This window comes from Nocardia sp. CC227C (genome assembly GCF_030767025.1).
Taxonomy (GTDB): domain Bacteria; phylum Actinomycetota; class Actinomycetes; order Mycobacteriales; family Mycobacteriaceae; genus Nocardia.
Genome location: NZ_JASITE010000024.1, coordinates 40,859 through 53,157 on the forward strand (window position 1 = coordinate 40,859; position 12,299 = coordinate 53,157).

Sequence of the window (12,299 nt, forward strand, 5' to 3'; positions counted from 1 at the left end):
AGATACCCGGAGAATTCGCCTGCCCTACACGCCCGAGTTGCCGGGACACTCCGGTTTTGTAGTGCGACAGCGCTACCGTCGACATGCGTCAACGGCACGTGACAAGGAGCTCCGCCATGGGCATCATCGTCATGATCATCATCGGTCTCATCGCGGGTGCCATTGCCCGCCTGCTCGTTCCGGGCAAGGAGGATATGGGCTGGATCGCCACCATCCTGCTCGGAATCGCGGGCGGGTACGTCGGCGGCACGCTCGGCAGCCTGGTGTTCGCACCGCACGAGTTCGACTTCCGGCCACCGGTGGAGCACTCCTTCATCGGCGCGATCATCGGCGCGGTCATCCTGCTGGTGGCCTACAAGTTCATTCGCGCCCGGGTCTGATCGCGGCGCGTGCCGAGCGCGCCGAACAGGGCGGCCAGCGGCAGCACGGATTTCGGGTCGAAGGGCTGTCGCCAGAACCCGCCGTGATTGGCGTCGGCGTACAGCAGCGCTTCCGGGTGTTCGGTGGGCGGCACCGGATCGGCCAGGTCCACGGCGAGTTTCGCGGCCATCAGGTAGCGCGTGGTCCGGGCGTCGAAGACCTCGACCCCGAACCGCGACGCACCGGCGTACGCGTACCGGAACACCCGGTTGGCGGTGACCGAACGGGTCCACGAGGCCGGAGCCACACTGAGCGACACCGGATTTCCGTCCGCCGCCGCCACTAGTCCGCGCCACCGCTGGATGCGTTTGGCCAGCGCGTAATTGGGTCCCTGCATGGGCAGCAGCAGGTCGGCCACGCCCCAGCGCGTCCCGTCGGCGGCCGCGTGTTCGGTGGAATAACCGCGCCGACAGAGCTCTCCACCGCTGGCCAGCCGCAGTCCACCCTGCACGACGCGCATGATCCGCCCGCGCGCCGCCCAGCCGCGCCGTGCGTGGTCGACCACGCGGTCCGGCACCAGGTAGGCGTCGGTGGGCGTGCTCAGGTAGGCGACCCCGGTCCCGGGACGCAGCCACATCAGCTGCGCGGCTACGGCGTCGGCGGCGGCCGTGAGCGCGACGTGTCGCGCGCCGTGCGCGTACCCGTACATGCCGACCACCAGGTCCCGGTCGGCGGCGGCGGTGGCCAGCAGCCAGGCCGTGACCTCGGGCACGGCGGCGGTGACATCCATGCCGGCGGCCCCCTCGCGATGCGGCACGGTGACCGCGCCCGCCCCGCGCCGGGCGATCTCCCCGATCCGGTCGGCGACCGCCGGTGTCGGCACGTCGACGGCGAGCACCTGCGCGCCCCATTCGCACAGCGGTTCCAGGGGACCCAGCGCTGCGGCGGCCCCGAGCAGCGCGATCTGCCGACCGGGCACGCGCAGCACCGACGGGTCGACGATGGCGCGCTCCAGCGCGGTGACGAAGCCGTATTCCACGATGCCCCGCTCGTGCCAGCGGTGCAGTTGATCGCGCAGCGCCGCACCGGACAGGCGGGTGCCCCCGTAGGGCACGGAGAGGACGGTGCCGGGCTGCCGGTCGCCGTGGATGGTGACGGCCTTGTGGGTCACCGTATCCGGCCAGGTGCGATCCGCGATGGCGGTCTCCTCGGCGCCGATGCGATAGCGCAGCACCCGGCGGGCGGCGTCGAGTCCGGCCACGGCGGTGCGCAGGGTGTCGGCGGGCGCGTGCGCCCCCAAGGCGGTCGCCGCGACGAAGTGCTCGCGGTAGTCCGTATGCCAGGACGCGGCGTTCTCGATCCGTGCCGCACGCCCGGGATCGGCGTCGCGCACCGCCGCCGCGAGGATGGCCCGTCCGGCGGACGACGCCGACCGCACCCCGTCGACCAGCGGAAACACCACACCCTGCGAATCACCAGCTGACATAACCACCTTGCACTTTCTGTCGCGATTGTTCGATCCACCTCGTCGGAAACGCAATGAAAATCCACAGCAGATGCACAAATAGTGCGTATTGCTCACGACAATCTGCCACGCGGGCCGTGAGCCCGTGGCTACGATATACGCCGAGGGGAGTCGGACAGGCGGTCTGACGGAAGGTCCGGTCATGGCGTTTTATCGGCAGGTGGGAACGGTGCCGCCCAAACGGCACACCCAACACCGTGATGCCCACGGCAAGCTCTACTACGAGGAGTTGATGGGCGAGGAGGGCTTCTCCGGCGATTCGTCGCTGCTCTACCACCGCGGCCTGCCACCGGCCATCGTGGACAGCGAGGTCTGGCTGGTGCCCGATCAGCGCACCTTCCCGAATCATCCACTGCAACACCGGCATCTGCGGCTGCACGAGCTGTTCGGAGGCGACAAGCCGGACGGCACCGACGTGGTGACGGGGCGGCGGCTGCTGCTGGGCAACGCCGATGTGCGCATCTCGTACGTGGCGGCGGCGCGGCCGTCGCCGCTGTACCGCAATGCCGTCGGCGACGAGCTGGTGTACATCGAGTCCGGCGCTGGCCGGGTGGAGACGGTCTTCGGCGCGCTGCCGGTGCGCCAGGGCCACCAGGTGCTGCTGCCGCGCGCCACCACGCACCGCTGGCTGCCGGAGGGTCCGGAACCGCTGCGGGCCTATGTGATCGAGGCGTCGGGCCATATCACCCCGCCCAAGCGCTACCTGTCGAAATACGGCCAGTTCCTGGAGCATTCGCCGTACTGCGAGCGGGATCTGCACGGCCCCGCCGAACCGCTGCTGGCGGACGGGGAGGACGTCGAGGTGCTGGTGAAGCACCGCCCGGCCGGTGAGATCGTCGGCACCCGACTGATTTACGCGACACACCCGTTCGATGTGGTGGGCTGGGACGGCTGCCTGTACCCGTTCACCTTCGATATCGCCGACTTCGAGCCGATCACCGGCCGCGTGCACCAACCGCCGCCCGCGCATCAGGCGTTCGAGGGCTCCAACTTCGTGGTGTGCAACTTCGTGCCGCGCAAGGTGGACTACCACCCGCTCTCGATTCCGGTGCCCTACTACCACTCCAATGTGGACTCCGACGAGATCATGTTCTACTGCGGCGGCAATTACGAGGCGCGCCGGGGCTCGGGTATCGCGCAGGGCTCGGTGTCGGTGCATCCGGGCGGCTACGCGCACGGTCCGCAGCCGGGGGCATACGAGCGCAGCATCGGCGCGGAGTTCTTCGACGAGCTGGCGGTCATGGTCGACACCTTCCGGCCGCTCGGACTCGGTGAGGGCGCGCTGGCCTGCGAGGATCCCGAATACGCGTGGACCTGGTCCGGCCGCGGGCCGGGAATTCGGTGAATGCGGGACATCCCCGCCCGCACGATGGTGCGGGCCCGTCCCGCCTGCTCGGAGGAGATACGGTGAACAGTCGAGTGCGCATCGAGGTGCCGGCGGATTCCGGATTCGGGCCGGGGCATCTGCCCTACGGGGTGTTCCAACCCAGCGGTGGCGAACCGCGCGTGGGGGCGCGGTTGGGCGACTGCGTGGTGGATCTGGCGGTGGCACTGGATGATCCGATGTTCGCCCGGCCCAGCCTCAATGCCTTCATGGCGCAGGGTCCGGCCATCTGGCGGGAGGTGCGCGAGCGGCTGCAGGCGGCGGCCGAGGGGGAATTCCCCGCCGCCGCCGTCCATTCCGTCTCGGCCGTGCGGCTGCTGTTGCCGGTGGAGGTCGGCGACTACGTCGACTTCTACGCCAGCATCGACCACGCCACCAACGCCGGTCGCATCTTCCGGCCGGATTCCGAACCGCTGCTGCCGAATTGGCGGCACCTGCCGGTGGGCTACCACGGTCGCGCGGGCACCGTGGTGGTCTCCGGAACCGAGGTGGTCCGCCCCTGCGGCCAGCGCCGCGGCGCTTCGGGCGCACCGGATTTCGGTCCGACGCAGCGGCTCGACATCGAGGCGGAACTGGGCTTCGTGGTCGGCGCGGACTCCGAGCGCGGCACCGCCGTCGATACCGGCGCGTTCGCCGATCACGTCTTCGGGGTGGCGCTGGTCAACGACTGGTCCGCCCGTGACATCCAGGCGTGGGAGGCGCAGCCGCTGGGCCCCTTCCTCGGCAAGTCGTTCGCGACATCGCTGGCGGCCTGGGTGACCCCCTTGGACGCACTGCGGGAGGCGCGGATCCCGCTGCCCGAGCAGGAGCCGCGACCGCTGCCCTACCTGCGCGACAGCGCGCCGTGGGGTCTCGACATCGAACTGCGGGTGGAGTGGAACGGGCAGCTCGTCGCCACTCCCCCGTACGCGCGCATGTACTGGTCTCCGGCGCAGATGCTCGCCCATATGACGGTCAACGGGGCCTCGGTGCGCACCGGCGACCTGTTCGCGTCGGGCACCGTTTCCGGACCGCAGCGCCACGAGCGCGGCTCGCTGCTGGAATTGAGCTGGGGCGGCACCGAACCCGTGGATGTGGGCGGCGCGAAGCGGACGTATCTGGAGGACGGCGACGAGGTGGTGATCACGGCGTCGGCCCCGGCGGTGGACGGCGGACGGCTCACGCTCGGCGAGGTCCGGGGCTCGGTCCGGCCCGCACGCCCCTGACCTCCGGAAGCGCCGCGATCGCCATCCGATAGCCGATCGGCATGCCCATGACCATGGTCACAGCCGATCGCTATGGCGGGAGGTGGACGGCTACCGTGCCGAAGTTGGGAAACTCCGGAGGGCAGTGCGTCGATGCTTACCAATCTCGCCCGCTTCGCCATGGCACGGCCGCGCGCCGTGCTGGTGGCCGCGTTGTTGCTGATGATCATCTGCGGTGGCTTCGGCGCGACCGTGAAATCGCACATGGTCGGCGGCGGCTACCTCACCTCCGAACTGGAGTCGGTGCGCGCCAACGACTTCATCGAGGACAACTTCCCCGGCGGCAACCCGAACCTCATTGTCATGATCACCGCCGAGGGCGGGGTGAACAGCCCGGAGGCGCGCGGCGAGGCACAGCGCATCACCGATGAGCTGCGCGCCGATTCGAGCATCACCGGGGTGCGGTCGTACTGGACCACCGTGACCGAGCGCTCGGATCTGGCGACCGCGCTGCGCAGCAAGGACAGCAAGCGCGGCCTCGTCATGGCCACCCTGCTCGGCACCGACACCGAGATCCAGAACCGCGCCGCCGAACTCACCGGCGATCTCAGTGGCGACCGCGACGGCGTCCAGGTGCGGGTGGGCGGTATGGCGGGCACCTTCGCCGATATCAACCACCAGGTGGAGAAGGATCTGATCCTGGCCGAGGCCATCGCCATTCCCATCTCGGGCCTGCTGCTGGTGCTGGTGTTCGGCTCCCTGGTGGCCGCGGCGCTGCCGATCGGCGTCGGCCTGTTCGCCATCGTCGCCACGCTCGGCATCCTGCGCGCGCTCACCACGGTCATGGACGTGTCGATCTTCGCGTTGAACATGACCAGCGCGCTGGGTCTGGCCCTGGCCATCGACTACAGCCTGTTCCTCGTCAGCCGCTACCGCGAGGAACTCGCGGCGGGCCGCGACACCCGCGCCGCCATTCTGCGCGCGGTGCAGACGGCGGGCCGCACGGTGGTGTTCTCGGGCCTGACCGTGGCGCTGGCGCTGGCGGCGCTGGCGGTGTTCCCGCAACCGTTCTTCAAATCCTTCGCCTACGCCGGGGTGGCGGTGGTGGCCGCGGCGGTCGGCGCGGCGGTGCTGCTGCTCCCGGCCGCGCTGGTGCTGCTCGGCGATCGGATCAATGCCCTGGATCTGCGGAAACCGCTGCGGCGCGCGCTCGGCCGGCCCGAGCCCACGCCGCAGCGACCCGAGGACAGTGGCTGGTACCGGCTGGTCATGTGGGTCATGCGGCGGTCCGTCCCGGTCGCCGTGGTGACCGGCGCGGTGCTGCTGGCGCTCGGATCACCGTTCCTCGGCGCGCATTTCGGCAGCCCGGACGATCGGGTGATCGGCGATTTCGCCTCCAGCCGCCAGGTCGGCGACGCGCTGCGCGAGGATTTCACCGCCGATATGGCGTCCAGTGCCGTGGTGGTGCTACCGGAATTCCAGGGCACCGGGGAGCAGATCGGCACCTACGCCGCCGCGTTGTCGAAGGTGCCGGACGTGCCCGCGGTGATGTCGAGTGCGGGCGTCTACGTCGACGGTACGAAGATGGCGGCCGGACTGCCCGAGATGGCCGGACCGGCGGGCACCTACCTGTCGGTGGGCACCCGGCTCGCGCCCGCGTCGGTGGAGGGCAAGGAGCAGCTGGCCACCCTGCGCGAGGTGCCCGCACCCGGCGAGGTGCTGTTCGGCGGCGCGGCGGCGCTGGACGAGGACACCATGGATTCGGTGATCCAACGGCTGCCGCTGGCCGTCGGGCTCATCGCGGTGATCACCCTGATCCTGTTGTTCCTGTTCACCGGCAGCGTGGTGCTGCCGGTGAAGGCGCTGCTGCTGAATCTGCTCTCGGTGACCGCCACCTTCGGGGCGATGATCTGGATCTTCCAGGACGGGCATCTGTCCGGCCTGCTCGGTTTCACCCCGACCGGCACCATCGACCTGTTCATGCCGATCCTGATGTTCTGCCTGGCCTTCGGCATGTCCATGGACTACGAGGTCTTCCTGCTCTCCCGCATTCGGGAGGAGTGGCTGGCCTCGGATCGCAGCGCCGACGCGAACGCCCGCTCGGTGGCGCTGGGCGTGGCCCGCACCGGCCGCATCTTCACCGCCGCGGCGGGCCTGATGGCGGTGGTGCTGCTGGCGGTGGCCACCTCCCAGGTGGCGGCCATGAAACTCTTCGGCATCGGCCTGGCCCTGGCGATCGTGGCCGATGCCACGGTGATCCGCGGCCTGCTGGCCCCGGCGCTGATGCGGCTGATGAGCACCGCCAACTGGTGGGCTCCGAAACCCCTTGCGGCGCTGCACAAGCGGATCGGACTGGAAGAGGAGGGCGCGGAGCCGGAGCGGCCCGCGCCGGCCCTCCAGAAGCTCGGCTCCTGACCGGCCGCCTGCCGAAGGCGAGGCGCGGACGCTACCGCCCCGGCTCCGCGCTCGCCCGGCGACCCAGCTCCATGACCGTGAGGAAGTGCGTGAGGTCCGCGATGAGGCTGTCCACCGAATCCGGCGCACCGCCGTCGTCGTGATGGTGCAGCCAGTCGGCGACCAGTTCGAACATGCCGCCGATGGCCGCCAAACTCACGGCGAGACTGCGCCTTTCGTCCATGTCCGCTTCAGGCCACTGGGTGTCGAGGAAGGCCGCGGCCCAGCGGCGGTTGCCGCGGCGCTGTTTCTCCACGGCGGGTGAGATGCCGCCCGCCTCGCCGAAGGTCACCTTGGCCAGCCGCGCGTCGTCGGCGATGGCGTGCACGAAGGCCGCGACGAGGGCGCGCAGCCGCTGCTGCCACGGCAGTTCGGCGGTCTCCGCGGCCACCTGCGCCACCCGGGTCTGGAACTGCACGGTGATTTGCTCCAGCAGGGCGCGGTAACAGGCTTCCTTGCTGTCGAAGTGGTCGTAGAAGCCTTTGGTGCCGACATAGGCGTGCTGACAGATCTGCTCGATCGAGGTGCCCGAATAGCTCTGCTGGGCAAAGAGTTCGGTCGCCGCCGCGAGGAGCTGACGACGCCGCTGCGCACTGCGCTCCTCGGCGTCCATGCCACGGATCCGACGCCGCGCCGGTGCGGGGTCGGGCCGCGCGGCGGATTTGCTGCGGGTCATAGGCAAACCTTAGCCGCGTCCTTTCGAAAAAGAATTCTTGTTGATAACAGGATAGCGTGTTGTAATCGTCGTCACGTCGATGAGGAAGGGAACAGACGTGGCAGGGATCAATGGGGATCGCCGAAGGCGGGGGTGGCGGCGTTTCACCGCGGCCGTGCTCGCGACCGCGGCGGTAATGAGCACGGCGGTGGCCATGACCACCACGGCACTGCTGGCTGGCCCGGCGGGCACGGCCGCCGCGGCACCGCAGCCGGTGGATACGGACCCGTTCTATCAAGCGCCCGAGGGCTTCGAATCCGCCGCGCCGGGCGACATTCTGCGGTCGCGCGAAGTGCAGTTGGCGGTGCTGACGGTGCTCCCGGTGCGAGTTCGCGCCTGGCAGTTGCTGTATCGCACCACCGACCTGTTCGAGCAGCCCACGGTGGCGGCGACCACGGTGGCGGTTCCCATGGGGGCCAACACCTCTCGCAGCAGACCGCTGGTCTCGCACCAGTTCTTCTACGACAGCGCCGCACCGCACTGCGCGCCCTCGTTCCTGTTGCAGCAGGGCGGCGGCCTGGCGGGTGTCGAGGGCATCCACTCCAATGTGGAGTACCTGGAACTCGCGGCCTCCATCAGCCAGGGCTACGCCATCAACGTGCCCGACTACGAGGGCCTGAACGGGCACCTGGCGGTCGCCAAGGAACCCGGCTACATGGTGCTCGACAGCATTCGCGCCGCCCAACGCTTCGAACCGCTCGGCCTGGACGGCACGAACACGCCGGTGGCGCTGTGGGGGTACTCCGGCGGCGGCATGGCCAGCGGCTGGGCCGCGGAGATGCATCCCACCTACGCGCCGGAGCTGAACATCGAGGGCGCTGCCATCGGCGCACCGGTCTCGGACGTGGAATCACTGCTGCACGTGAACGGCTCCATGTTCTCCAGCCTCATCGGCATCGGCATCGCGTCGCTCATGAACGCCTACCCGGAGTTCGCCGCCGCGACCGAGCGCGTGCTCACCCCCGAGGGGCGGGCGCTGATGCACCGCACCAACGACCAGTGCCTGCCGCGCAACGCGCTGACCATGATGTTCATCGACTATCAGAAAATGCTGACCATCCCCATCGCGGAGTACCTGGCGCTGCCGGAAGTCCGCGAGGTGTTCGACGCGACGGTGCTCGGCAACCACGCGCCGACCACGCCGATCATGCTCTACCAGGGCGTCTTCGACGAAGCCGTGCCGGTCTTCGACAATGACGCGCTCGTACCCAAGTGGTGCGCGGGCGGCACGTCGGTGCTCTACAAGCGCGACCACCTCAGCGAGCATCTGACCCTGCCCACCCTGGGCATGGGCGACGCCTTCAACTGGCTGCGCGGCCGCCTGGCCCCCGGCGCGCCCGATCAGGTGGGCTGCCGGACGGAGAACCACCTGTCGCTGTTCTTCGACCTCCAGGACATCCTGATGCAGACCGAGATCAACCTCAACGCCACCTTCGGCGCGCTGGGTTGGCCCATCGGACCTCAGGAGCGCTGAGAAACCTTCTCGCTCAGCCCCTGTGACTCGGGTCCCGACCGCAACCGGAGCGGTCGGGGCCCGAGTGCGCGCACGCGGGTATCCGCCGCCCGCGGCGGTCTCGTGACGCGACTCACGGTGGACCGGTATGGTCGGCAGCGTTATCTATTCGCATGCCAACGGGGGCTCGCACCAGCGGGCTGAGAGGACGGCTAGTGGGCCGTCGACCGTATGAACCTGACCGGGTAATGCCGGCGTAGGGAGGATTCACAATGTCACCTGATCGAGTCGCGTCCACGAACGGCAAGTCCGCGCCCGTGGACACGGTGACCACCGGTCCTATCGAAGGCAGCGTCAAGCACTACCAGCAGGTCGAGGCCGACGGCACGACACTGCGCATTCCGGTGCGACGCATCAACCTCACCAATGGTGAGCATTTCGACGTGTACGACACCTCCGGCCCGTACACCGACTCCAGCGCGAGCATCGACGTGGAGGCGGGCCTGCCCAAGCTGCGCGACGCCTGGGCCAAGCCGGAGGTGCCGGGACCGCGCACCCAGCTGGCCTGGGCGCGCGCGGGCGTCATCACCAAGGAGATGCGCTACATCGCGGCCCGCGAGGGCGTCTCCCCCGAACTCGTGCGCGACGAGGTCGCGGCGGGGCGGGCGGTCATTCCGGCCAATCACAACCACCCCGAATCCGAACCGATGATCATCGGCAAGAAGTTCGCGGTGAAGATCAACGCCAATATCGGCAACTCGGCCGTCTCGTCCTCCATCGCCGAGGAGGTGGAGAAGATGGTGTGGGCCACCCGCTGGGGCGCGGACACCATCATGGACCTGTCCACCGGCAAGAACATCCACGAGACCCGCGAGTGGATTCTGCGCAACTCCCCGGTCCCGGTCGGCACCGTGCCGATCTACCAGGCCCTGGAGAAGGTGAACGGCGATCCCACCCAGCTCACCTGGGAGATCTATCGCGACACCGTCATCGAGCAGGCCGAGCAGGGCGTGGACTACATGACCGTGCACGCGGGCGTGCTGCTGCGCTACATCCCGCTCACCGCCAAGCGCGTCACCGGCATCGTCTCGCGCGGCGGCTCGATCATGGCGGCGTGGTGTCTGGCCCATCACCAGGAGTCGTTCCTGTACACGAATTTCGCCGAGTTGTGCGAGATCCTGGCGAAGTACGACATCACCTTCTCGCTCGGCGACGGCCTGCGGCCCGGCTCCATCGCCGACGCCAACGACGAGGCGCAGTTCGCCGAACTCCGGACCCTGGGCGAGCTGACGAAGATCGCGAAGTCCCACGGCGTGCAGGTGATGATCGAGGGCCCGGGCCACGTGCCCATGCACAAGATCGTGGAGAACGTTCGCCTGGAAGAGGAACTGTGCGAGGAGGCTCCGTTCTACACGCTGGGCCCGCTCGCCACCGATATCGCACCGGCCTACGACCACATCACCTCGGCCATCGGCGCGGCCATCATCGCCCAGGCCGGCACCGCCATGCTCTGCTATGTGACGCCCAAGGAGCATCTGGGCCTGCCCAACCGCGACGACGTGAAGGTCGGCGTGATCACCTACAAGATCGCCGCCCACTCCGCCGACCTCGCCAAGGGCCACCCGGGCGCGCAGGCGCGCGACGACGCGCTGTCCAAGGCGCGTTTCGAGTTCCGCTGGCGCGACCAGTTCGCGCTGTCGCTGGACCCCGACACCGCGCGGGAGTACCACGACGAGACGCTGCCCGCCGAACCCGCCAAGACCGCGCACTTCTGCTCCATGTGCGGCCCGAAGTTCTGCTCCATGCGCATCTCCGCGGATGTCCGCGAGTACGCCGAGAAGCAGGGCCTCACCGATGTGGCGGCCATCGAGGCGGGCATGGCCGAGAAGTCCGCCGAATTCACGGCCAGCGGCAAACAGGTGTACCTGCCGGTCGTCTCGTAGTCCCGGCACGGTGGTCCGCACCCGTCGGTGCGGACCACCGTGCTCAGGCGCGCGCGGAGATCTGCTGGACGCCCCAGCTGTTGCCGTCCGGGTCGTCGAAGTAGATGAAGCCGACATTGTCGAGCGGGTCGGCGGTGGGGGACGGATTCACGCCGACCACCTCGATATCGCTGACCGGGACGCCGCGCTCCACCAGTTCGGCGTGGGCGCGCTTCAGGTCGGGCACCACCAGTTGCAGGCCCTTGAGGCAGCCCGGCTCCATATGGGGCACCACGCCCTCGCCGATCACGATGGAGCAGCCGGAGCCGGGCGGGGTCAACTGCACGACCCGCATCCCCTCGGCGATGTGCGTGTCGTGGTCGACGGTGAAGCCCAGTTGGCGGGCGTAGAAGTCCAGGGCGCGATCCACATCCGATACCGGGACGATCACGACCTCGAGGGTCCAGTTCATGGCTCGAGCCTTCCTGCGGGGCGGACAGCTGTCACCACTATGGACGTGACGGGCGGGTGAAAGTGGTCGTTCCCGCTCGATTCGGTGTGTCCGATGTCCGGAGATCAGTGCTTCGGCTGCCAGCGCTGTGCGAATTCGCCCGGCCGCGGTGCCGGGCCGGGGAGTTTTCCCGAGGCGGCGAGCCCGTCCACGAGCATGGCCAGGACGCGGCGGCGCAGTTGCGCGGTGCGGTCCGGGTCCGGCAGCGAGATGGCGGCGCACGCCTCGAGGATCAGGCCGAGATCGGCCACGGTCGCGTCCGCGCGCAAGGTACCTGACGCGTGCGCCCGGCGGATCAGCTCCTCGTTGAGCTCCCCGGACCGCCGGATATCCGGGAGCATCGAGTCGTCCGGAGTGAAGGTGCCCGCCAGGTGCACGGTCAGCGAGTGCACATCCGCGTCCACCACACGTTCCAGGAACCCGATCAGCTCCCGCCAGCCGTCGGCACCCGCCAATGCCGCCTCGGCTTCGGCGTTGTAGCGGCGCAGCCCCTCGTGACAGAGGGTGCGCAGCAGCGCCTCCTTGTTGGCGTAGCGGCGGTACAGGGCGCTGATGCCCACGCCCGCGCGTTCCGCCACCGCGGCGATCGGTGCGCCGGCGTCGGCGAGGAAGACCTCGCGGGCGGCCCGCAGGATGAGCTCGTCATTGCGGGCGGCCTGCGCCTTGCGGCCGGGCAGTGCGCGCCGAGCTGGGGTTTCGGTGGTCTCGGTCATGACTTCAGAATAACACTTGAAACGGAATGCTCCGTTCCGCTATAGTTAGAACAGAACGAAACATTCCGTTCCACATCA

The 12,299-nt window shown here is 69.1% G+C and carries 10 protein-coding genes and 1 riboswitch; of the genes, 6 read left to right on the plus strand and 4 right to left on the minus strand.

Annotation, left to right across the window (positions count from 1 at the left end):
- Nucleotides 1-116: 116 nt before the first annotated feature.
- Nucleotides 117-380 carry a GlsB/YeaQ/YmgE family stress response membrane protein gene (locus QMO76_RS32265; RefSeq protein ID WP_306365146.1) on the plus strand — a complete coding sequence of 88 codons (264 nt, stop codon included), beginning with the start codon at nt 117-119 and terminating at the stop codon, nt 378-380.
- Here the strand turns inward: QMO76_RS32265 and QMO76_RS32270 are convergent.
- On the minus strand, nt 353-1,846 hold the full coding sequence (locus QMO76_RS32270) for a hypothetical protein (RefSeq protein ID WP_306365147.1): 1,494 nt from the start codon (nt 1,844-1,846) through the stop codon (nt 353-355). The genes QMO76_RS32265 and QMO76_RS32270 overlap by 28 nt on opposite strands.
- 181 nt (nt 1,847-2,027) lie before the next feature.
- On the opposite strand from QMO76_RS32270, the gene QMO76_RS32275 reads away from it, so the two are divergent.
- The 3 genes from QMO76_RS32275 to QMO76_RS32285 all read left to right on the plus strand — a co-directional run bounded on the left by QMO76_RS32275 (nt 2,028) and on the right by QMO76_RS32285 (nt 6,868).
- Nucleotides 2,028-3,230, plus strand: a complete 1,203-nt coding sequence (locus QMO76_RS32275) for a homogentisate 1,2-dioxygenase (RefSeq protein ID WP_306365148.1) — start codon at nt 2,028-2,030, stop codon at nt 3,228-3,230.
- 62 nt (nt 3,231-3,292) lie between these two features.
- Nucleotides 3,293-4,474, plus strand: coding sequence for a fumarylacetoacetase (fahA, locus tag QMO76_RS32280; RefSeq protein ID WP_306365149.1), 1,182 nt, complete (start codon nt 3,293-3,295; stop codon nt 4,472-4,474).
- 132 nt (nt 4,475-4,606) lie between these two features.
- A complete protein-coding gene (locus QMO76_RS32285) occupies nt 4,607-6,868 on the plus strand; it encodes an MMPL family transporter (protein WP_306365150.1) in 2,262 nt (753 codons plus the stop codon).
- A gap of 31 nt (nt 6,869-6,899) precedes the next feature.
- Here the strand turns inward: QMO76_RS32285 and QMO76_RS32290 are convergent, their stop codons facing one another.
- Nucleotides 6,900-7,583 carry a TetR/AcrR family transcriptional regulator gene (locus tag QMO76_RS32290; protein ID WP_306365151.1) on the minus strand — a complete coding sequence of 228 codons (684 nt, stop codon included), beginning with the start codon at nt 7,581-7,583 and terminating at the stop codon, nt 6,900-6,902.
- Between the two features lie 175 nt (nt 7,584-7,758).
- Here QMO76_RS32290 and QMO76_RS32295 point away from each other — a divergent pair, with 175 nt between their 5' ends.
- The gene (locus tag QMO76_RS32295; RefSeq protein ID WP_306365152.1) at nt 7,759-9,096 is read left to right on the plus strand and encodes a lipase family protein; all 1,338 of its coding nucleotides are present in this window, start codon (nt 7,759-7,761) and stop codon (nt 9,094-9,096) included.
- A gap of 148 nt (nt 9,097-9,244) precedes the next feature.
- Nucleotides 9,245-9,355: riboswitch (TPP riboswitch) on the plus strand.
- Entirely contained in the window at nt 9,348-11,018 is a 1,671-nt protein-coding gene (gene thiC / locus QMO76_RS32300) for a phosphomethylpyrimidine synthase ThiC (protein WP_306365153.1), read from the plus strand. Its footprint overlaps the riboswitch before it by 8 nt.
- A 43-nt stretch (nt 11,019-11,061) precedes the next feature.
- On the opposite strand, the gene QMO76_RS32305 is transcribed toward thiC, so the two are convergent.
- Both QMO76_RS32305 and QMO76_RS32310 read right to left on the minus strand, forming a co-directional pair.
- Nucleotides 11,062-11,469: a VOC family protein gene (locus QMO76_RS32305; RefSeq protein WP_039817845.1), complete on the minus strand. Its 408-nt coding sequence runs from the start codon at nt 11,467-11,469 to the stop codon at nt 11,062-11,064.
- Nucleotides 11,470-11,573: 104 nt separating this feature from the next.
- Nucleotides 11,574-12,221 carry a TetR/AcrR family transcriptional regulator gene (locus QMO76_RS32310; RefSeq protein WP_306365154.1) on the minus strand — a complete coding sequence of 216 codons (648 nt, stop codon included), beginning with the start codon at nt 12,219-12,221 and terminating at the stop codon, nt 11,574-11,576.
- Nucleotides 12,222-12,299 lie beyond the last annotated feature (78 nt).

Excerpts from the sequence above, each read along its gene's own strand:
- QMO76_RS32310 (WP_306365154.1), bottom strand. The coding sequence starts at position 12,221 with ATGACCGAGACCACCGAAACCCCAGCTCGGCGCGCACTGCCCGGCCGC.
- QMO76_RS32270 (WP_306365147.1), bottom strand. The coding sequence starts at position 1,846 with ATGTCAGCTGGTGATTCGCAGGGTGTGGTGTTTCCGCTGGTCGACGGG.
- QMO76_RS32275 (WP_306365148.1), top strand. The coding sequence starts at position 2,028 with ATGGCGTTTTATCGGCAGGTGGGAACGGTGCCGCCCAAACGGCACACC.
- QMO76_RS32295 (WP_306365152.1), top strand. The coding sequence starts at position 7,759 with ATGAGCACGGCGGTGGCCATGACCACCACGGCACTGCTGGCTGGCCCG.
- QMO76_RS32285 (WP_306365150.1), top strand. The coding sequence starts at position 4,607 with ATGCTTACCAATCTCGCCCGCTTCGCCATGGCACGGCCGCGCGCCGTG.
- QMO76_RS32305 (WP_039817845.1), bottom strand. The coding sequence starts at position 11,469 with ATGAACTGGACCCTCGAGGTCGTGATCGTCCCGGTATCGGATGTGGAT.
- thiC (WP_306365153.1), top strand. The coding sequence starts at position 9,348 with ATGTCACCTGATCGAGTCGCGTCCACGAACGGCAAGTCCGCGCCCGTG.
- QMO76_RS32265 (WP_306365146.1), top strand. The coding sequence starts at position 117 with ATGGGCATCATCGTCATGATCATCATCGGTCTCATCGCGGGTGCCATT.
- QMO76_RS32290 (WP_306365151.1), bottom strand. The coding sequence starts at position 7,583 with ATGACCCGCAGCAAATCCGCCGCGCGGCCCGACCCCGCACCGGCGCGG.